Raw genomic sequence first — 18,379 nt, forward strand, 5'->3', positions numbered from 1 at the left:
GCCCTGAAGGCGGGCGCGGTGGAAGCCGTGCTCGCCCCCGCCATCGGCGGATCGCTGGCGGCGCTTCGCTTCGCGGGGACGGACATATTGCGGGCCGCTCCGGCCGACAGCAGCGATCCGTTGCAGATGGCGAGCTTCCCGTTGGTGCCCTATACCAACCGGATCGCCCATGGCCGCTTTCGTTTCGCCGGGCGCGACGTGCGGATGCCGCTCAACTTCGGGGACCATCCGCACAGCCTCCACGGCATCGGCTGGACCTCGGCATGGAGCGTCGCGGCGGCGGCGCAGGACAGCGCGCACCTCACGCACCGATATGACGGCGATGGCGGCTGGCCATGGGCCTATGAAGCGCAGCAGCATTTCACCCTGTCCGACCATGCCATCGAAATGAGCCTGACGCTGCGCAACATTAGCGATGAGGCCATGCCGGCGGGCCTTGGCTTCCACCCCTATTTCCAGGCGGACGAAGACACGTCGCTCCAGTTCCGGGCGGACCGGCTGTGGCTTGCGACAGCCGACATGCTGCCCGTGCGGCAGATGGCCGCGGACGCGCTCGGCGACTGGTCGGCGGGCGCGCGGGTGCGGGGAAACAGCCTGATCGACAATGCCTATGGCGGCTGGGACGGCAGCGCCACCGTCCGGCGAGGGGATAGGACGCGGGTCGTGCTCAGTGCCGTGGGCGCGTCATGGTTCCATGTCTATCGCCCGCCCCTTTCCCCGGATTTCTGCCTGGAACCTGTCACCCACATGCCCGATGCCGTCAATCGTCCGGGGGGCATGGACAGCATCGAACCGGGCGCGGAAAAGACGCTTTCCCTGCGCATCGCCTTCCCTCCGTCCGACGAAGCGCTTCCGCAGCGCGACAAAATCGCCTAAGCTGCCCGCTCAGCAGCTATAGGAGCGTTGATGCAATTTCTGCGGACTGCCTTCTGGGTCGTCATCGCCGTCGCCCTCGCGCTATTCTGCGTCGCCAATTACACGCGCGTAGAAGTGAATCTCTGGGGCGACCTGGTCATGGAAACGAAACTGCCGGTCCTGCTGATCGGCGCCTATTTGCTGGGTGCGCTGCCCTTCTGGATCATGGCGCGGGCAACCCGCTGGCGCATGAAGCGCAAGCTGGAGAGCACCGAGCGCGCGCTCGTCGCGGCGACCGCCGCCCCCTCGTCTTCCGCCCCTCCATCCCTCGCCGTCGCGGACAACAAGGCCGCGACCCCTACCCTCTCCACCACAGGACCAGCATGACCAGCCCCATCTATGTCGCCATCGATACGCCCGACCTGCGCAAGGCTCAGGACCTTGCGCAGCAGGTGCGTCATCATGTGGGCGGGCTGAAGCTGGGCCTCGAATTCTTCTGCGCCCACGGCCATCATGGCGTGCATGAGATGATGAAGTTCGGCCTGCCGGTCTTCCTCGATCTGAAGCTGCACGACATTCCCAACACGGTCGCCAAGGCGGTGCAGGCGCTGCATGTGCTGGAGCCTGCGATCCTGACCGTCCATGCCGCCGGCGGGCGCGCCATGCTGGAGGACGCGAAGGCGGCGGCAGGGGCCAAGACCCGGGTGGTCGCCGTGACCGTGCTGACCAGCCTGGACGATGGAGACCTGCTCGACATCGGCGTGGGCGGCAAGGCCGAGGATCAGGTGGCGCGACTGGCCGATCTGGCGCGCAGCGCGGGGCTGGACGGGATCGTCTGCTCCGGCGAGGAGGTCGCGCTGGCGAAGAAGGCGTGGCCTGACGGGTTCTTCGTGGTTCCGGGCGTGCGGCCGGCAGGCGGCGCGATGGGCGACCAGAAGCGCGCGGTGACGCCGCGCGAGGCGCTGGACCGGGGCGCCTCGATCCTGGTGGTCGGACGGCCGATCAGCCTGGCGGAAAAGCCGGATATTGCAGCGCGGGAGATAGAGGCGACGCTTTAGGCGGCCCGTTCAGGGTCGAAACGTCATGTCCCGTCCGGCGCGAAGAAATGCTGGATCACCTCCCGCGCCAGGCGCGCCGGACGCAGCGTGGAGGCGTCGAGGCAGCACCAGCTCGACTTCACCTCCGCCAGCACTTCCTCGCCACGGCGGATCACCGTTTCGTAGAAGGCGCGCGCGCCCTGCACCTTTTCCAGCAGGACGGTCGCGATGACGTCGTCGTTGAGGAAGGTCGGCTTGCGATAGGTGATCTCATGCTTGAGCGCGACCCATAGGTGCTGGGCGACCGCCTCGGTGGGAGCGAGCGCCCGCCAATGGTCGAGTACGGCCGCCTGAACCCATTTCAGATAGCTCGCATTGTTGACATGACCCATGAAGTCGATGTCGTCCGGCTCTATGCCGACGGGATAAAGATGGGGAATGGCGTTGTGCACGGGCAGCGTCATAGCAGGTTCGAAGGCAGGGCGACAGGACGGCGCGCCATGCCGTGGGGCGAAGGGGCCGGAACGACCGGCCCCTCCCTCCCGTCAGAAGCGCCAGCCCAGGCTCGCGACGATCTGGTGCCGGTCGGTGTCGATGCCGAATTCGTCCGTCGTCGTGCCGTTGGCGAAGTCGATATGCGCATCCTCATATTTGGAATAGCGATATTCGAGCTTGGCGAAGGTATTGGCGTTGATGGCGCGCTCTACGCCCGCACCGATGCGCCAGCCGTCCAGCTTGAAATTGGTGTCGGTTTCGACATTGGTGTTGCCGGCCAGGACGTCCAGCTTCGTGTTGGTGTAGCCGCCCTTGACATAGACCAGCGTGTTCGGGCTGGCCAATATGCCCGCCCGCGCACCGATATAGAGGTCGCGGCCCTGCTTGACGCGGCCGAAGCCGAACTGGTCGGTGGGGTCCGATCGGCCGCTCTTCGAGGTGGAGTCGGTATATTCGCCCTCGACGCCGACCACCGCGCTGCCAAGGTTCACGTCATAGCCGGCGCCCACGCCGTAGAGCAGGCCGTCGATCGACTGGTCGTCGCGGCCATTGTCATTGTCAACGCTGCTGCCGGCGCCGGTATGGTCGTAGCCCAGTATCGCCTCGACGCGCGGGCCGGTGAAGGTAGGATTGACGTCCTGCGCCAGAGCGGGGCTTGCGACCGCTGCACCGGTCAGAAGGGTTGCGGCCAGGATCTTACGCATATTCGGGTACTCCACTTTATCTTCTCAATCCCCTGTCAGGCGGGGAGACGGTGAAGTCACGGAAGTCCCTGGAGGTTGCATGAACCTGAGATAAACAACTGAATTTGTGTCCTTTATGCCACAGAACCAGCTCGGTTCGCCGCGTAGCTGAGGCGTGCAGGCGGTGAGTTGATCAACATTCCACGACATTGACGGCCAGTCCGCCAAGGCTCGTTTCCTTGTAGCGGCTCGCCATGTCCTCGCCGGTCTGACGCATGGTTTCTATGACCGCGTCCAGGCTGACGATGTGGCGGCCATCGCCCTGGAGCGCGAGATAGGCCGCGTTGATCGCCTTCACGGCGCCCATGGTGTTGCGCTCGATACAAGGGATCTGCACCAGCCCGCCGATGGGATCGCAGGTGAGGCCGAGATTATGCTCCATGCCGATCTCCGCGGCATTTTCGACCTGCTGGTTGGTGCCGCCCAACACGGCGGCAAGACCTGCGGCAGCCATGGAGCAGGCGACGCCCACCTCCCCCTGGCAGCCCATTTCGGCGGCTGAGATGGAGGCGCGCTTCTTGTAGAGGAAGCCCATGGCCGCCGCGGTCAACAGGAAGCGGCGCTCCCCCTCCCGGCCGGCGCCGGGGACGAAGCGGCGATAATAATGCAATACGGCGGGGATGACGCCCGCCGCTCCGTTGGTCGGAGCGGTGACGACGCGCCCGCCGGCGGCATTTTCCTCATTCACCGCCAGCGCGAAGAGGCTGACCCATTCGAAGATCTGCGCCGGGCCGAGGGCATTTTGCTGGAGCACCAGCCGGTTATGGATGGCGCGGGCACGGCGCCGGACCTTCAGCCCGCCGGGCAGCAACCCCTCTTCCTTCAGGCCGCGATCGATGGACGCGCTCATCGCGTCGATCACGCTGTCGAGGAAGGCTTCGGTTTCCCGCGGCGCGCGCCAGGCCCCCTCGTTGCGCAGGACCAGCGTGGCGATGCTGAGGCCGGTGCTCTCCCCCAGCGCCAGCATTTCCGCGCCGGAGGAGAAGGGATAGGGCTGGACGACATTATGGCCGAGCGGCGCGTCGGCGGCGATCGCCTCCGCGCCCGGCAGGACCGCGCCGCCGCCGACCGAATAATAATCGCGGACCAGCGGCTCCTCCTGCCCGTCGAACCAGGCTGAAAAGCGCATGCCGTTGCTGTGCGCCTCCAGAAACTCTCCCATGCGGAAGAGGAGGTCGGTCGTTTCGTCGAAGGAAACGAAGCGGTCCTCCACGCTGCCCGCACGGATGCGGCGCTCGCTGCGGATGGTGGCGAGGATGTCGGCAATGGCGTCGGGATCGACGCTGTCGGGACGCTGGCCGGAGAGGCCGAGCAGGATCGCCATGTCGGTAGCGTGGCCCCTGCCCGTGAGGGCGAGCGATCCATAGAGTTCGCATTGCACGCGGGCCGGGATGGCGGGCAGCGAGTCCATGAACATCAGCGCGGCGCGCATCGGCCCGACCGTGTGCGAACTGGACGGCCCGATGCCGATGGTGAACAGGTCCATCACGCTGATCGCGGCGGCCGCATCGATGCGGGATTTGGTCACGTTCAATAATCCTTTGAGACACGGACGTTGGCGCTTTCGCGGCCAAGGGTGGAGATGGCGCCGAGCAGCGAGAGCCAGCGCGTGACCTGATATTCGATGCGGGTCGCGGAATAGCCCTGCCCGTCGGTGATCAGTTCCACATAGGTCTTGCGGGTCAGATATTTGCCCGCCGCGATGGAGGTGCCCTGCCCCTGCGTCGGATCGGCGGCGATGATGCGCAGCCGGTCGAGCCCAGCCGCCTTGCGCACGGCGTTGATCGGGTCGAGGCCGCCCTGCCCCTGAAGCGAACCCACGGCCGAGGCGAGTTGCAGCGCTTCGGGCGCGGACAGGTTGGTGATCGACGTGCCGAAGAGGATGCGGGACAGCAGTTCGTCCTGCGGCAGCGCGGGCACGCTGGTGAAGCTGATCACGGGCTTGAGGCCCGTGCCGCCGACATGAATGGTGGCGGTGAGGTCGCTGACATCCGCTTCCGCATCGATGTCGAGCGTCGGGTTGACGGGGGTGCGGCCGTCGAACTGGATCTTGCCTTCCTTGAGGTCGAAGCGGCGGCCGGCGAAGTCATAGGTGCCGCGGACGAGATCGGCGGTGCCCGCAATAGCCGGGCTCGTGACCGTGCCGCCGATGTCCAGATTGGCGCGCCACTCGCTCTCAAGGCCAAGGCCCGTGACGGTCAGGCGGTTGCGGGCGCGCGCCTTGATCGCGAGGTCCCAGGGAATGCTGGTGCGGGGCCGCTCTATCTCGTCGCCGCGACGGTTGATCTCGATCACGCGCAGTTCGGGAATCTGCGCCACGGCGGCGGCGCGCCCCATGGTGAAGCGGCTGCGGTTGAGGATCAGGTCGCCGCCGATGGTGCCGCCCTTGCCGGTGGAGGCGATGGTGATCGGGCCGGTGACGGTGGCGGCGATGTCGTCCCGTTCGAGGAGCGCGGCATTCTCCGCCTGGAGACGCAGGTCCATGCCGACCCCCGCTATGCCGTTGAAGGTGAAGCTGCCCGTCCCGGTGACCGTGCCGCCATTTTGCGCGGCGGCGCTGAAGCCGGTCATGACGAGTTGCGCGCCGGAGAAGCGGCCCCGCGCCTTGACGCCGTGCAGCCGCATGCCCGTGACGGGGCTGTTGATCGCGGCATTGTCCGTCGCGAGAGAGCCCGCGATGACGGGGTCGCCCAGCGTGCCGCGCGCGTCGGCGGTGACGCTGACCGGGCCGGATATGTCCACGATCTCCACCCCCGTGAGGCGCCAGAGCGTGTCGGCGGTGCCATTGTAGCGAAGCTGCGCGAACAGGGACGCGCGGTTGAGCCGCTCGACCAGAGTGCCTTCAGTGCCGAGCGGCATGAGCAGCGCCTGCGCCCGGCCGATGGTCTGGCCGTTCGCGACGAAGATCATGCGAGTGGCCAGCCGGTCATGGCTGAGGACCGCGTTGACGCCCGCATCCACGGGACGGGAACTCAGCGACAGGCCGGAGCGGGAAAGGCCGCGCACGCGCAGTTCGGCCTTCCCCGTCGGCATGCCGCCGCGCGTATGCACATAGCTGAGCGAGCCGGTCGCCGTGCCGCCAAGGCCCAGATCGTCATAGGCGATGTCCAGCAGCGAAAGCGGCAGTTTCTGCAGCCGCGCCTCTATGCTGGTGGTCTGGCCGCTGAGTTCGCCGCCAAGCTGGAGCGATCCGCCCGCAAAGCCTATCGATGCGGGGTCCAGGCGCCAGCCGTCCTGGGTGCGGGTGAATATGGCGGGGCGATTGAGCTTGATCGGCCGCTTGTCGATGGTGCCGCCGGCCTGAAGCTGGATGCGGTCGGGCGTGACCTGCGCCTCGCCGCTGAGGTCGAAGAGGCGGCCGCGCTGGCCGGAGAGGCTGGCCGTCACCTTGCCGCTGCCGTTGACCAGATCGGCATTGGCCGCAAGGCGGCCGATCTGGATCGCACCGATGCGCAGGCCCCGCGCCTGCGCCGTGGCGCCGATCGTCGTGCCGGAAGGGTCGAGCAGGATCGTGGCATCCAGCCTGCCCCGGCGCACGGCGATGCTGGTCGGGCCGTCGAAACTGGCGTCGGTGGCGGTGAGGGCGAGCTTCAGCTGCTGAACGCCGTTTACAGGGGCAAAGGCGACGGTGCCGGTCACAGGGCCGCTGACGTTCAGCACGCCGTCCAGCCCGCCGGTCACCGGGCGCAGGTCGCCGCTGGCGCCGACGCCCGATGCGGCCACGCGGGCGATGCGGACGATCGCCTGGCCGCCGGGCGGCAGCAGGATCGCGCCGTTGCCGGTGAAGGGACCCAGCGTCGATCCCCCCTCCGCCGTGAAGGCGTAACCCGCCGCATCGGGAACCAGATGGGCGTGCATGTCCGTGACGCCAAGCGCCTTCAGCGGGCTCTGCAGCACGACATCGACGGTCGGACGGTCGATCCTGCCGTCCAGGATCAGGCGCAGCGGACCATAGCTTCCATGCTGGCCATTGCCATCGAAATGAAACGTACCGTCGCGGCGGCGATAGCCCTTGGCCGACAGCGTCAGCAGCGGCGCCTCCAGGCGGAGGCCGGTGAACTGAAGCTGCCCGTCCGGTCCGAGGGACAGGCCGCTGCGCAACACCGGCAGGCCGCCGCCCAGCGACCGCAGGAAGCTGTTGTCCAGCCGCCGCATCCGCGCCATCGCATTGCCGCTCAAGGTGAAGGCGCCCCGGGGGCCGGGCACGGCGCGCAGCTTCGACGTCAGGTCGACGACGCCGAGGCCGCGAATGGCCAAGCCGCTGATCTGGCCGTCCAGGCCGATGTCGTAACGCCCCGATTTCAGGTCGGCGAGGAAAAGCAGCCTGCCGCGCAGCTTGTCGGACCGCACCGTCATCGGATTGCTGACGACCTGCTGGTTCCTGAGCTGCAACACGCCGTTCAGGTCGAAATTGCGGATGATCCCCTCTACCAGCGGGCCCTGGCCGTCGAGGCGCCGGGCGCGCAGATGGACGGGGATCAGCGCCGGGCCGCCCTTCGCCCTGCGTCCCTTGCCGTCGGCGCGGACATCGTGGATCACGGTCTTGCCGAAGGCGAGTTGCCTGGCAGTGAGCAGATATTCATAGCCGAAGGCCGAGAGCGGGCCATCCAGCCGGATGCGCGCCGCAATATCCCGGCCGCCCATCGACTTGAGCAAAGCCTGCGGGCGGGCGAGCTTCACATCGACCAGCAGATTGTCGAGCGCATTGTTGCGCAGGTCGATGGCGCCGTCCGCGCTGAGGTCGATCGCGGCGGAGCGGAGCGACAGCTTGCCGTCGATCACCCGGTCGGCCATCGATCCGCTCGCCTGGATGGCGAGGCGCGGCGCGGAAAGGCGCTGGACAAGGCCCTGTCCCGCCATGGCGGCTCCCTCGACCGTGCCGGCGGCCGTATAGGTGCCGCTGCGGGCCGCCAGCTTCAGGTCTATGGCGGGTTCGCTGTCCAGCGTGCCCGCCAGGCGGCCGTTCCAGCGGGTCCAGCTTCCCTGCCCCTGGATGCGGAGATTGGCGTCCTGCTTCAACCCGGCCATGATTCCCAGGACGCCGCCCCTGGGTGCGTTCACCGTGACGTCGAGGTCGAACTTGTCATCGTCGGGCCGGCTGTCGAGCGCGATGTTGAGCGCATCCTCTCCGTTCAACACCCGGGCGGAAAGATCGATAATGGCGCGGCCGCCGCGAATGTCCGCATCGCCGGAAAGCGTCGCCTGCTGCACCTTGCCCGTGATGCCCCGCTCCATGATGAGGCGCCCGACCGAAAATTGCATCAGCCGGATGTCGAAGCCGGGAAGGATCGGCCCCTCCCGCTCGCTGGGATTGAGCTTGGGCAGCTTGTGCAGCGTCGCCTGCGGAATGACCAGGCGGTCTATATCAAGCCGGTTGGAGAGCCAGGCGAAGGGCCACCAGTCCAGCTCCACGCGCGGGGCGTCAAGGAACGCGCCCTTGGGATCGGACAGGGTCAGGCCATGGAGAACGGCCTTGCGGTAGATGCTGCCGTCGATCCGGTCGACATGGATGCGCAGGCCCGAAGGCGGACTGATCTTCGCAATGCGGGAGACGAGGAAGCGATGGCCCGGCACGGTGTCGAGCCAGGCCAGCGCGCCGGCGGCGATCAGCAGCAGCGTGGCGAGAATGCCGGCGACCCAACGCTGCCAGCGGCCGTCCCAGGCGCGGCGGCGGCGCGGCGGCGGCGACGCGGCGGGCGTCTCCCCAGCCATCAGAAGGCTTGCCCCAGCGAGACATAGACGGCGATCTTCGGATCGCCCGACTGCGGATTGAGCGGCGTGCCGACATCGATGCGGATCGGGCCGAAGCTGCTGTAATAGCGCACGCCCAGCCCCGCGCCGATGCGCAGGTCGCGGAAGCGCGGCAGGAAACTGGTCGAGATGTTGCCGGCGTCGACAAAGGGCACGACGCCGAAATTGCCGAAGCGGATGCGGGATTCCAGCGAGAATTCCGCCAGGCTCTTGCCGCCGACCGGATCGTCATTCGGGCCGTAGCGCGGGCCGATCGCCTGATAGCCATAGCCGCGCACCGAAGCGCCGCCGCCGGCATAGAAGCGCCGCGAGGGCGCGATCCGGTCGACCGTGGACCCCAATATGGTGCCGAAACGGGCACGGGCCGCGAGCACGATCCGGTCGTTCATCGGCTGATAGACGCTGCCGTCAAGCTGCACGCGGGCATAGCCGAAGGTGCTGTTCTGGAAGGACAGTTCGGGGCTGAGCCGGCCGCCCAGGCGGAACCCCCGGCTGGGGTTCAGCAGGTCGTCGCTGCCGTCATAGGTGAGGCTCAATGGAATGGCGCCGATCAGGAAGGTGCGCCGGCTGCCGTTGCTGAACGCATCCGCTTCGTCCGACGCGATCAGTTCGCCGCCGATGCGCCAGACCCATTTCTTCTGGAACAATATGTTGGTCTGCCGCTCCAGCGCGCCCGACAGGGTTATGGTGCGCGCGTCATAGGCGTCCCGCTTGATGTTGCTGACGGAGAGCAGGCCCGTCAGCACATTGTCGCGACGGCGGAAATTGTTGCGGCGATAGGTGAAGGACGCCGTCTGCTCCTGCGTGCCGATCACCCCGCGCACAGTCACCGCCCCTTCCGGCGGGAAGAAATTGCGGTGCGCCCAGCTCACCTCTGCGCGATAACCCTCCCCGGTGCCATAGCCCAGTTCGCCCGCTATGGTGCGCAGCGGCGCCGGGCGGGCGTCGATGGCCAGGTCGACATGCTCGCCGTCTCCCGCATCCCTGGGGGTCATGGTCAGCGATGAAACGAGCCCGGTGGCGATCAGCGCCTGCCGCAGGTCTTCGACATCGGATGCCATATAAGTGTCGCCGGGACGGAAGCGGGCGATGCGCTGGACATGGCGGGCGCTGAACAGCGCATCATTGGCCATGACGATCCTGCCGAAGGTGCGGTAGGCGCCGGGATTGACGACGATGTCCAGATCGCCCTTGCGCTCCTCATGGTCGATGCGGACTTCCGGTTCCTCGACCTTGCCGAAGGGAAATCCGTTCTCGAGCAGCGCGACGGCCAGGGATTGCTGGCCGGCGAGGATGGCGTCGGCATCGACCGGATCGCCCGCCTTGGGCGGAAAGGCGGACCGTAATTCCGGTTCGCGCTCGCCGGTGTTCTCCAGGCCCTTCAGGTCGACGGACGACAGCAGATAGCGCGCGCCCGGCACGATCCGGAAGGTGACCGCCAGCCTGTCGCTGCCCGCCGGCGGCGGCGTCACGGCGCCGCGAATGCGCGCGGCATAATAGCCCTTGGCGCGCAGCAAGCGGTCGAGCAGGTCGCTGTCCTCCTTGATCCGGCGGTTGATCTGGGCGAGATTTGCGGGCTTCCCCTCGCCCTGATGCAGCACCGACAGTTCGTTGAAACGGGTGGTGAACTGGGCGTCGGCAATCTCCTCCACGCCGGTCATCGCGACGGTGTAGCGGCGCTCCTCACCCGTATCCGCGCCCGTATCCGCAAAGGTGACGGCCTCCTCAGCCTGTTCCTCGGCCGCTTCGGGCGCGACCGCCTGCTGCGGCACGTCGGAAGACTGGGGCGGCAGTTCGACCATGGGCGTGACGATGTCGGGCTGTCCCATGTCCGGCCAGTCGACGCCGATGTCGGGCATGGGGGCCAGATTGGGATCCAGATCGGGCTGATCGGGAACCGGCTGGGCGCCGGCCTGCGCCGCCGCCTGCGCATGAGCGACAGGCGCGAGCAGAAGCAGCGGCACGAGAAGAGCAGCTTGCGGCAGGCCTGAAATGCGGCGGCAGGTCCGCAAACCGGTATTCATAGCGCTGATCTAGACCAGAAATCGGGCGGATGGCCAGCCCCCAAGATGATGGCGGGATAGGCTGTGCGGGGATTTAGGCTGAAAGGCTGGATGGCGTGGAGATGTGTAACCCCGCTCCTGCCGACATGCCCCAGCGAACCCGCCTGTCAAAAGGCGGCGTTGAGCCGATCCATCAATGCCCGGGCCGGATTGGGTTCCGCCTGCGCCCGCGGACGCGCCATGCGATCCTGAAGGCGCGCGACCCTTTCGTAAAGGTCCTGGCTTGCCTCTATCAATGCGCGGGCGGCGAAGGGGAAGTTGCCGGCCACCGAAGGATCGGTGGTCGCGGCATGGCCGAGGCGGTATTTCTCGTCCAGCATCTCCGCATCGCTGAGTTCCCCCCGTTGCCAGGCGCGCTGGCTCAGCAACCAGGCGATGATGTGCATGAGGCGCGTCGTGACCTTGAGCGATTCGCAGGCGAAGGCGACGCGGCGAAGCGGATCGTCCGTCTCCGGATCGCCTCCCTCCCGCACATCGAAATAGGCGCGCGCTTCATCCGCCATCACCATGGCTTCGACATAGAGACCGTCGACAAGGCGGCGATGCAGGCCCTGTTCAAGAGAAGCGGCGAGTTTCATGGCCGATATGTGCCATAGAGCGGGCGCTTTGTCAGTCCCGATGCGGGCCCGTTAACCCCGAATTGTGTCATTCGGGATCAGTCGGGACCGCATTGGCCATAATCCGTTCAACCGTTCAGGCGATGATGTCGGGGACGAGCTGATCCTCCAGCAGCGCCATTTCGTCGCGCAGGCGCAATTTCCGCTTCTTGAGGCGCGCGACCTGCATCTGGTCGCCCGAACCGGAATCGACCAGCGCGCTGATGGCGCTGTCCAGGTCGCGATGCTCGATTCGCAACAATTCCAGCCGACGCATGATGTCTTCGCGGCTCACCATACACCTACTTTCGCACCCATTGCCGTCCCATCGCCCCTTGATAGCCCGGCGGGCCGGCACGAACCATCGCAAATTTCAAAGCGGCCTGTCGCAAAGCGCGAATCGCCCGAAGACACGGCCGGCGAATCGTGATCTACTCGTTCATCCATTGCCCTCGTAAGGAGAATGTCATGGAAAACAGCCACATTTCAGCTCTTTCGGCCAAGCATGCCGGGCTTGAGGCTCGAATCAAGGCGGAGACGAGTCGTCCCATGCCTGACGCGATCCTGGTGGCCTCGCTCAAGAAGCAGAAGCTTCGGCTGAAGGAGGAAATGGAGGCGCAACACTGACAGCGGTGACGCCTGTGTGAAAGGCATGGATCGGCGGTCCCTTGCCGCTGATCCTGCCCTTCCGGGAGAAGCTCCGGGGCCATGCCTTGCGGGGCTTTTTTGTGGGCGGCGCAATCGAGCCACCCTGTAATCCATTTTGGATGCTCAGCGCATGAAGCGGCGCTGGCGCAGATAATCGGGCACCGCAAGCTGTCCTTCCGGCGCGGAAACCCGGCGGCGCGCGAGTTGGGGATCGATCGGCACGTCGAACGCGATGCCGATGCGATCCTCCCGTGACCAGACGACCGAACCATGGACCTGGCCGATGCCGCGCAGGTCGAAGCGAATGCGGATGCCATTGGGCACGGCGCGCTCACAATCGGCCATGAGGCCGGTGGCGGAAAGATTGCGGACGCGGGCGCGGCCGAGCGGAACCCCGTCGGCCGAGCTTAGATTGGTGAGCAGGAAAAGGCTGTCGCGCGGGCCGGAACGCGCCGGACCACGATCACCATCATCCTGATTGCTATCCATCGACAACGCCCTGCAAGATCACTGGAATTTCCCGGCGACCCTGCCATGGCGGCATGGATAAAAGGTTAATCGTCGCGAGAGACTTTTTCCTGCCGCTCGTGCCGTTCCTGCGCTTCGACCGTCATGGTCGCGATCGGGCGGGCTTCCAGGCGGCCCAGCGAAATCGGTTCGCCGGTCACTTCGCAATAGCCATATTCGCCCTCGTCGATGCGGCGGAGCGCGGCGTCAATCTTGGAGATGAGCTTGCGCTGGCGGTCGCGGGTGCGCAGTTCGATCGACCAGTCGGTCTCGCTCGATGCGCGGTCGTTGAGGTCGGGTTCGCGGAGCGGTTCGTTCTGCAGGACGGCCAATGTCCCTTCCGCTTCGGCCAGGATCTGCTTCTTCCAGTCCCACAGGCGCTGCCGGAAATATTCCAACTGGAGCGGGTTCATGAACTCTTCGTCTGCGGAAGGACGATAGTCGGGTGGGAGTGTTACAGCCGATTTCGGCGGATTTTGGCCGTCTTTATCGGAATTCAGGACCGATGCCATCTGGCTCTCCGACTCGCGGGACCCCCGATGCTGAAAGTGCCGGGGTATCCGTGACTTGTGGTTGACGGCGCCTAATAGCCAGCGCCAAGGCCTGAGACAAGCGGGCAATCGGTCGTCCGGCGCGCCGGCCGCGCATTGCGGCGCGCTTATCCCCAGAAAATTCGCGATTCCCGGCCATCGGCAGATCATAAAAGAAAATAGACCAGCCGTATCGCCCAAGCGGCCGGCCGCCGTATCACAATGGGACGTTAACCATATGAGTTCATAATTTGTTAGTTTTTTCCTCGACTTGACCCCGATATTCAGAGTTAACGCCATTGAAGTTAACGCTTTGTTTTGCGTTGTTAGCAATAGGGAACGGCCCCGCATCCGTTACTGCGCAACGCGGTGACGAGATCGTCAGGCCGAAGACAAACAAGAGTGGAACCTATGTCGGTACGGATGGCATTGGCTAAATTATGCGCTTGCGCCGCCGGCGGCGCGATCATCGGCGGCGGCGCCGTCCATGTCGCGGAAAGCGCGCGTCCGGCAGGGGTTCAGAGCACGAAGAGCGTCAAGGCGGCGCCCCGCAAGCATTATGCGGTGCGCAAGGTGCAGCGCGTGGTGAAGACGGTTTCCTGCGCCCCGCAGACGGTGACGGTGACCACCCAGGCGGCGCCCATCCCCCTGCCGGCCCCGGTCGCGGCCGCGGAAATGCCGGTCATGTCCGGCGGTGGCGGCGGCGCGCCGGTGGTGCTGGCGGGTGGCCCCGGCTTTGGCGGCGGCGGGTTTTTCGGCGGCTTCTTCGGCGGCAGCAGCGGCGGTTCGGGCGGATCGGTGGTGATCTCCTCCACCAGCAGCTCGACCGGCGGCATCACCAGTTCCACCAGTTCGACCACGGGCGGCGTGTCCACCTCGACCGGCGGCGTTTCGACGTCTACGGGCGGGGTTTCCACCTCATCCGGCAATGTGTCGACATCCTCCGGTAATGTGTCGACCTCTTCGGGCAACGTCTCGACCTCCAGCGGCAATGTGACCAGCAGCTCCTCGACGTCGAGCTCCACGTCCAGCTCCTCTTCGACCAGTTCCTCGACCAGCAGCTCGACGTCATCTTCGTCCTCGACGTCCTCTTCGTCCAGTTCGTCGGGCGGCGACCATCATCATCCGCCGCCGCCGACCGACGTGCCGGCGCCGCCGATGGTGCTGCTGTTCGGGGCGGGCGCGGCGGCCCTGCTGGCGCGCAAGCGTTTCGCGCGCGCCAAGGCGGGCGCCGAGGGTTAACCGCGGGGCGATCCGGCCGGCGCATCCGGGGGGAGCGCCGGCCGGGTCGGGTTTCAACTCGTCGCGATGATCCGCTCGATTTCCGGCACCGGGTGGTTCGACAGGTCCTTCGCGATCTCACCCACTAGCCGGCTCTGCACTTCCTTGTGATAATGTTTGCGCATTTCGCCCAGGGCGGCGGGCGGCGCGACGACGATCAGCTTTTCGAAATCATTGGCGAGCGCGCGGCGCTTCAGCAATTCTGCAGCTTCCGCGGCGAAGCGCGCTTCCTCCAGATCGTGGAAATTGGTCTGCTCGACGGAGCCGCGATGGCTCGCGACCGAATTGGGCCCCCGTCCCGTGCCGTCGGAGGCCTGCTCGCGATCGGGGGGATTATCCTGTTCCTTCACCTCTTCCGTTTCCAGATTGGGAAAGGCCGGGCTGCCCTTGTTGCGAAAGAACAGCATCTTGCGCCCATCGGCCACCAGCACCATCGCGTCATGGTCTATCTGCATCGTCCCGTTCCTCTTTTCTCAACGCCTGATTTTACCACCAACGGACGGCGGTGTGCAGGGTTGCGCGGCTGGTCGCAGAACGGCATAGGGCTGACCCATGCACGACATTCGTTTCATTCGCGAAAATCCCGCCGCTTTCGACGCGGGGCTGGCCCGGCGCGGGCTTGAACCGCTGAGCGCGGAGTTGCTGGCGCTCGACAAGAAATGGCGAGAAAGCACTTCTCGAATTGAAGCTCTGCAAGCCAATCGCAAATCGAGCTCGGCCTTCTACGGCCAGCTAAAAGGACAGGGCCAGGGCTTTACGCCGGACGCTTTGGCCTATCAGCAGCAGGCGATTGAGGCGTCCAACGAAATCAAAGAACTCGAACCCGTCGTCATAGAAGCCCGCGCTCAGCTAGATGCCCGGCTGGCGGCGATCCCGAACCTGCCCGCCGACGATGTGCCGCTGGGCGAGGATGAAGCCCAGAATGTCGAGGTGGCGCGCTGGGGCGAGCCGAGGAACTTCCCCTTCGCGCCCCAGGATCATGCAGATTTCGGACCCGCGCTGGGGCTGGATTTCGAGGGCGGCGCTGCGCTGTCCGGCGCGCGCTTCACGGCGCTGCGCGGGCAGATGGCGCGGCTGCACCGGGCGCTGGCGCAGTTCATGCTGGATCGCCAGTCGGGCGAGAACGGCTATGAGGAGGTCAATCCACCGCTGCTGGTGAAGGACGAGGCGCTGTTCGGCACCGGTCAGTTGCCGAAATTCGCGGAGGACCTGTTCAGGACCACCGACGGGCGCTGGCTGATCCCGACGGCGGAGGTTTCCCTCACCAACCTGGTGCGCGAGCAGATCGTGCCGGTAGAGAGCCTGCCGCTGCGGTTGACCGCGCTGACGCCTTGCTTCCGGTCGGAAGCCGGGTCGGCGGGACGCGATACGCGGGGCTTCATCCGCCAGCATCAGTTCGAGAAGGTCGAGCTGGTCGCGATCTGCCAGCCGGAGGAGTCCGAGGCTGAGCATGAGCGCATGTGCACGGCGGCCGAGGGCGTGTTGCAGGCGCTGGGCCTGCCCTATCGCAAGGTGCTGCTTTGCACCGGCGACATGGGTTTCGGCGCGCGCAAGACATGGGATCTGGAAGTCTGGCTGCCAAGCCAGCAAACCTATCGCGAGATCAGTTCCGTCTCCAATTGCGGCGATTTCCAGGCGCGGCGGATGAACGCGCGCTACAAGCCGGAGGGGGAGAAGCAGACGCGCTTCCTCCATACGCTGAACGGGTCGGGACTGGCCGTGGGGCGGACGCTGGTGGCGATTCTGGAAAATTACCAGCAGGAGGACGGCAGCGTGATCGTGCCGGAAGTGCTGGCCCCCTATATGGGCGGGGTGACGCGGTTGCGGCCCCGGTAGGCTGCCGGCCCCCAAGCGAAGGGATTCCAGACATATGCGCATCCTGCTCACCAATGACGACGGGGTCCATGCGCCGGGCCTGACCGTGCTGGAGGAGATCGCCCGGACGCTGTCGGACGACATCTGGATCGTCGCGCCGAGCGAGGAGCAGTCGGGCGCCGGCCACAGCCTGACGCTGACGCGGCCGTTGCGCGTCCGGCAGCATGGCGAGAAGCATTTCAGCGTGTCGGGAACGCCGACCGACGCGGTGATGATGGCGGTCGGCCATCTGATGAAGGATGCGAAGCCCGATCTGGTGCTGTCAGGCGTCAATCGCGGCGCCAACCTGGCGGAGGACGTGACCTATTCGGGCACGGTATCGGCCGCGATGGAGGGCGCGATCTCCGGCATCAGATCGATCGCGCTCAGCCAGGTCTATGTGCGGGAGGGGATGGGCGACGCCGTGCCCTTCGCGGCGGCGCGGGCCTGGGGCGAGCGGGTGCTGCGCCCGCTGATCGCCATGCCGGCCAGCCCCCGGCTGCTGTTCAACGTGAACTTCCCGGCCGTCGAACCCGAAGCCGTCAAGGGCATCCGCGTGGTGCGGCAGGGCTTTCACGATGTGGACCGGACGAAGATCATCCATGGCACCGATCCGCGCGGCTATGATTATTACTGGTTCGGCCTGGGCAAGAGCGACTCCGTGCCGGAAGGCAGCGATCTGGCCGGCATTGCCGAAGGCTATGTGACGGTGACGCCGCTGCATTACGACCTGACGCAGGACAGCGCGATCGCGGCGACGGCGCAGGCCTTCGGAGGACAGATCGGCTGACGGCATGTTCCTGCCCAGGCGGGGATATGGTTTTGCAGCCGACCGGAACAGAATCTGGCCATGGCGGGGCCAGCGCGTTAAAGATATGGCGATGTCGCGCGCATTCCTTCTTCCTGCCTTCACCATTCCCACGATGCCTCCCATCCACATCATCGAAGAAAAGGTCCGATGAGGATCGTTCCGGTAAGGCCGCCGTCCAGCGCGGCGGGCTTTCTGCGGCGGCGGTCTTCGCTGCCGATCTGGGCCGATCTCACCTGGCGGGTGGGACTGGTGTTCGGCCTGATCGGGCTGGTGTTGCTGATCCACTGGGTCGGCCGGGATGGATTGAAGGACAATCTCGACGACAGGATCAGCTTCGTCGACGTGCTCTATTTCACCACCGTCACCGTGACGACGGTCGGCTATGGCGACATCGTGCCGGTCAGCCCGGAAGCCCGGCTGTTCGAGGCATTGCTGGTGACGCCGATCCGCCTGTTCGTCTGGCTGATCTTCCTCGGCACGGCCTATAATCTCTTTTTCCGCAACATCCTCTACAGGTGGCGCATGGCTCGCATTCAGGCCGATCTGCACAATCATATCGTCGTGACCGGCTTCGGCACCAGCGGGGCCGAGGCGGTGCGCGAGCTACTGGCGCGGGGCGTCGACCCGCGCGAGATCGTGGTGGTCGACCCGGTAGAGAAGGCGCTGGCCGAGGCCGAAGCGTTGGGCTGCAACATATTGTGCGGCGATTCGACGCGGGACCGGACGTTGAACGATGTCGCGATCCACCGGGCGCGGACGCTGATCGTGTCGGCGGGGCGGGACGACACCTCGATCCTCATCACCCTGACGGCGCGGCATCTGGCCCCTCGCCTGCCCATCAGCATCGTCGTGCGCAACGAGGATAACGAACTGCCCGCGCGGCAGGCGGGCGCGACCACCGTGATCAACCCGGTCAGCTTTGCCGGGCTGCTGCTGGCGGGCAGCACCAGCGGCCAGCATATTGCCGACTATATGTCGGACCTTGCCGCTTCGGGCGGTCAGGTGAAGCTGAACGAGCGCTTCGTTCTGCCGGAGGAGATCGGGCAACCGCTTTCCGCCATCGCCACTGGTCTGGGGGTACGCATCTACCGTGATGGGCGGGCCATCGGCTTCTGGGAAGAGGGCGCGGGGCGGCTCCAGACCGGCGACCTGATCATAGAAATCGTGCAGGGCGCGGCCGCCGGGGAAGCCCGGTCCCTGCCCTGATT

Annotated in this window: 18 protein-coding genes; 8 read left to right on the forward strand and 10 right to left on the reverse strand. The window is 66.1% G+C overall.

Annotated elements, in window-relative coordinates:
• The first annotated feature begins 3 nt into the window (after positions 1-3).
• Genes A8G00_RS00840 through pyrF form a run of 3 tightly spaced genes read left to right on the forward strand, consistent with a single transcriptional unit; the run spans position 4 to position 1,913 of the window.
• Complete coding sequence (locus tag A8G00_RS00840) at positions 4-876, forward strand: aldose 1-epimerase (protein ID WP_102999712.1); 873 nt, start codon at positions 4-6, stop codon at positions 874-876.
• A gap of 30 nt (positions 877-906) precedes the next feature.
• Positions 907-1,242, forward strand: a complete 336-nt coding sequence (locus tag A8G00_RS00845) for a lipopolysaccharide assembly protein LapA domain-containing protein (RefSeq protein WP_048575898.1) — start codon at positions 907-909, stop codon at positions 1,240-1,242.
• The gene (gene pyrF, locus A8G00_RS00850) at positions 1,239-1,913 is read left to right on the forward strand and encodes an orotidine-5'-phosphate decarboxylase (RefSeq protein ID WP_044662571.1); all 675 of its coding nucleotides are present in this window, start codon (positions 1,239-1,241) and stop codon (positions 1,911-1,913) included. The genes A8G00_RS00845 and pyrF overlap by 4 nt, the downstream gene beginning before the upstream one ends.
• A 23-nt stretch (positions 1,914-1,936) precedes the next feature.
• On the opposite strand, the gene A8G00_RS00855 is transcribed toward pyrF, so the two are convergent.
• The 7 genes from A8G00_RS00855 to A8G00_RS00885 form a co-directional block, all read right to left on the reverse strand.
• The gene (locus tag A8G00_RS00855; RefSeq protein WP_025548891.1) at positions 1,937-2,344 is read right to left on the reverse strand and encodes a thioesterase family protein; all 408 of its coding nucleotides are present in this window, start codon (positions 2,342-2,344) and stop codon (positions 1,937-1,939) included.
• A gap of 93 nt (positions 2,345-2,437) precedes the next feature.
• Complete coding sequence (locus A8G00_RS00860; protein ID WP_025548890.1) at positions 2,438-3,091, reverse strand: outer membrane protein; 654 nt, start codon at positions 3,089-3,091, stop codon at positions 2,438-2,440.
• A 172-nt stretch (positions 3,092-3,263) separates the two neighbouring features.
• On the reverse strand, positions 3,264-4,658 hold the full coding sequence (locus A8G00_RS00865) for an L-serine ammonia-lyase (RefSeq protein WP_102999713.1): 1,395 nt from the start codon (positions 4,656-4,658) through the stop codon (positions 3,264-3,266).
• Between the two features lie 2 nt (positions 4,659-4,660).
• Entirely contained in the window at positions 4,661-8,842 is a 4,182-nt protein-coding gene (locus tag A8G00_RS00870; RefSeq protein WP_102999714.1) for a translocation/assembly module TamB domain-containing protein, read from the reverse strand.
• Positions 8,842-10,905 carry an autotransporter assembly complex family protein gene (locus A8G00_RS00875; RefSeq protein ID WP_102999715.1) on the reverse strand — a complete coding sequence of 688 codons (2,064 nt, stop codon included), beginning with the start codon at positions 10,903-10,905 and terminating at the stop codon, positions 8,842-8,844. The genes A8G00_RS00870 and A8G00_RS00875 overlap by 1 nt, the downstream gene beginning before the upstream one ends.
• 146 nt (positions 10,906-11,051) lie before the next feature.
• Entirely contained in the window at positions 11,052-11,522 is a 471-nt protein-coding gene (locus tag A8G00_RS00880; RefSeq protein WP_025548883.1) for a DUF1465 family protein, read from the reverse strand.
• Between the two features lie 115 nt (positions 11,523-11,637).
• Entirely contained in the window at positions 11,638-11,817 is a 180-nt protein-coding gene (locus A8G00_RS00885; protein WP_037482328.1) for a YdcH family protein, read from the reverse strand.
• Between the two features lie 191 nt (positions 11,818-12,008).
• On the opposite strand from A8G00_RS00885, the gene A8G00_RS00890 reads away from it, so the two are divergent.
• Positions 12,009-12,167: a YdcH family protein gene (locus tag A8G00_RS00890; protein WP_007684009.1), complete on the forward strand. Its 159-nt coding sequence runs from the start codon at positions 12,009-12,011 to the stop codon at positions 12,165-12,167.
• A gap of 144 nt (positions 12,168-12,311) precedes the next feature.
• Here A8G00_RS00890 and A8G00_RS00895 read toward each other — a convergent pair whose 3' ends face one another.
• Positions 12,312-12,677, reverse strand: a complete 366-nt coding sequence (locus A8G00_RS00895) for a PilZ domain-containing protein (protein WP_025548880.1) — start codon at positions 12,675-12,677, stop codon at positions 12,312-12,314.
• A 65-nt stretch (positions 12,678-12,742) separates the two neighbouring features.
• Positions 12,743-13,207: an RNA polymerase-binding protein DksA gene (dksA, locus tag A8G00_RS00900; protein ID WP_025160963.1), complete on the reverse strand. Its 465-nt coding sequence runs from the start codon at positions 13,205-13,207 to the stop codon at positions 12,743-12,745.
• Between the two features lie 441 nt (positions 13,208-13,648).
• Here dksA and A8G00_RS24920 point away from each other — a divergent pair, with 441 nt between their 5' ends.
• Positions 13,649-14,467, forward strand: a complete 819-nt coding sequence (locus A8G00_RS24920; protein ID WP_253257873.1) for a PEP-CTERM sorting domain-containing protein — start codon at positions 13,649-13,651, stop codon at positions 14,465-14,467.
• Between the two features lie 53 nt (positions 14,468-14,520).
• Here A8G00_RS24920 and A8G00_RS00910 read toward each other — a convergent pair whose 3' ends face one another.
• Complete coding sequence (locus A8G00_RS00910; protein ID WP_025548877.1) at positions 14,521-14,961, reverse strand: host attachment family protein; 441 nt, start codon at positions 14,959-14,961, stop codon at positions 14,521-14,523.
• Positions 14,962-15,058: 97 nt separating this feature from the next.
• Between A8G00_RS00910 and serS the strand changes: the two genes are divergently transcribed.
• The 3 genes from serS (at position 15,059) to A8G00_RS00925 (ending at position 18,377) form a co-directional block, all read left to right on the forward strand.
• Positions 15,059-16,342 (forward strand): serine--tRNA ligase, encoded by a 1,284-nt coding sequence (serS, locus tag A8G00_RS00915; RefSeq protein ID WP_102999716.1) that lies wholly within the window; start codon positions 15,059-15,061, stop codon positions 16,340-16,342.
• Between the two features lie 34 nt (positions 16,343-16,376).
• Complete coding sequence (surE, locus tag A8G00_RS00920; protein WP_025548874.1) at positions 16,377-17,150, forward strand: 5'/3'-nucleotidase SurE; 774 nt, start codon at positions 16,377-16,379, stop codon at positions 17,148-17,150.
• 168 nt (positions 17,151-17,318) lie between these two features.
• A complete protein-coding gene (locus A8G00_RS00925; RefSeq protein ID WP_048575905.1) occupies positions 17,319-18,377 on the forward strand; it encodes a TrkA family potassium uptake protein in 1,059 nt (352 codons plus the stop codon).
• The last annotated feature ends 2 nt before the right edge of the window (positions 18,378-18,379 follow it).

Source organism: Sphingobium sp. SA916, assembly GCF_002894065.1.
Classification (GTDB): Bacteria; Pseudomonadota; Alphaproteobacteria; order Sphingomonadales; family Sphingomonadaceae; genus Sphingobium; species Sphingobium fuliginis.

Excerpts from the sequence above, each read along its gene's own strand:
- A8G00_RS00845 (WP_048575898.1), top strand. The coding sequence starts at position 907 with ATGCAATTTCTGCGGACTGCCTTCTGGGTCGTCATCGCCGTCGCCCTC.
- pyrF (WP_044662571.1), top strand. The coding sequence starts at position 1,239 with ATGACCAGCCCCATCTATGTCGCCATCGATACGCCCGACCTGCGCAAG.
- A8G00_RS00860 (WP_025548890.1), bottom strand. The coding sequence starts at position 3,091 with ATGCGTAAGATCCTGGCCGCAACCCTTCTGACCGGTGCAGCGGTCGCA.
- A8G00_RS00870 (WP_102999714.1), bottom strand. The coding sequence starts at position 8,842 with ATGGCTGGGGAGACGCCCGCCGCGTCGCCGCCGCCGCGCCGCCGCCGC.
- A8G00_RS00875 (WP_102999715.1), bottom strand. The coding sequence starts at position 10,905 with ATGAATACCGGTTTGCGGACCTGCCGCCGCATTTCAGGCCTGCCGCAA.
- A8G00_RS00880 (WP_025548883.1), bottom strand. The coding sequence starts at position 11,522 with ATGAAACTCGCCGCTTCTCTTGAACAGGGCCTGCATCGCCGCCTTGTC.
- A8G00_RS00885 (WP_037482328.1), bottom strand. The coding sequence starts at position 11,817 with ATGCGTCGGCTGGAATTGTTGCGAATCGAGCATCGCGACCTGGACAGC.
- A8G00_RS00890 (WP_007684009.1), top strand. The coding sequence starts at position 12,009 with ATGGAAAACAGCCACATTTCAGCTCTTTCGGCCAAGCATGCCGGGCTT.
- A8G00_RS00895 (WP_025548880.1), bottom strand. The coding sequence starts at position 12,677 with ATGGATAGCAATCAGGATGATGGTGATCGTGGTCCGGCGCGTTCCGGC.
- dksA (WP_025160963.1), bottom strand. The coding sequence starts at position 13,207 with ATGGCATCGGTCCTGAATTCCGATAAAGACGGCCAAAATCCGCCGAAA.
- A8G00_RS24920 (WP_253257873.1), top strand. The coding sequence starts at position 13,649 with ATGGCATTGGCTAAATTATGCGCTTGCGCCGCCGGCGGCGCGATCATC.
- A8G00_RS00910 (WP_025548877.1), bottom strand. The coding sequence starts at position 14,961 with ATGCAGATAGACCATGACGCGATGGTGCTGGTGGCCGATGGGCGCAAG.
- serS (WP_102999716.1), top strand. The coding sequence starts at position 15,059 with ATGCACGACATTCGTTTCATTCGCGAAAATCCCGCCGCTTTCGACGCG.
- surE (WP_025548874.1), top strand. The coding sequence starts at position 16,377 with ATGCGCATCCTGCTCACCAATGACGACGGGGTCCATGCGCCGGGCCTG.
- A8G00_RS00925 (WP_048575905.1), top strand. The coding sequence starts at position 17,319 with ATGAGGATCGTTCCGGTAAGGCCGCCGTCCAGCGCGGCGGGCTTTCTG.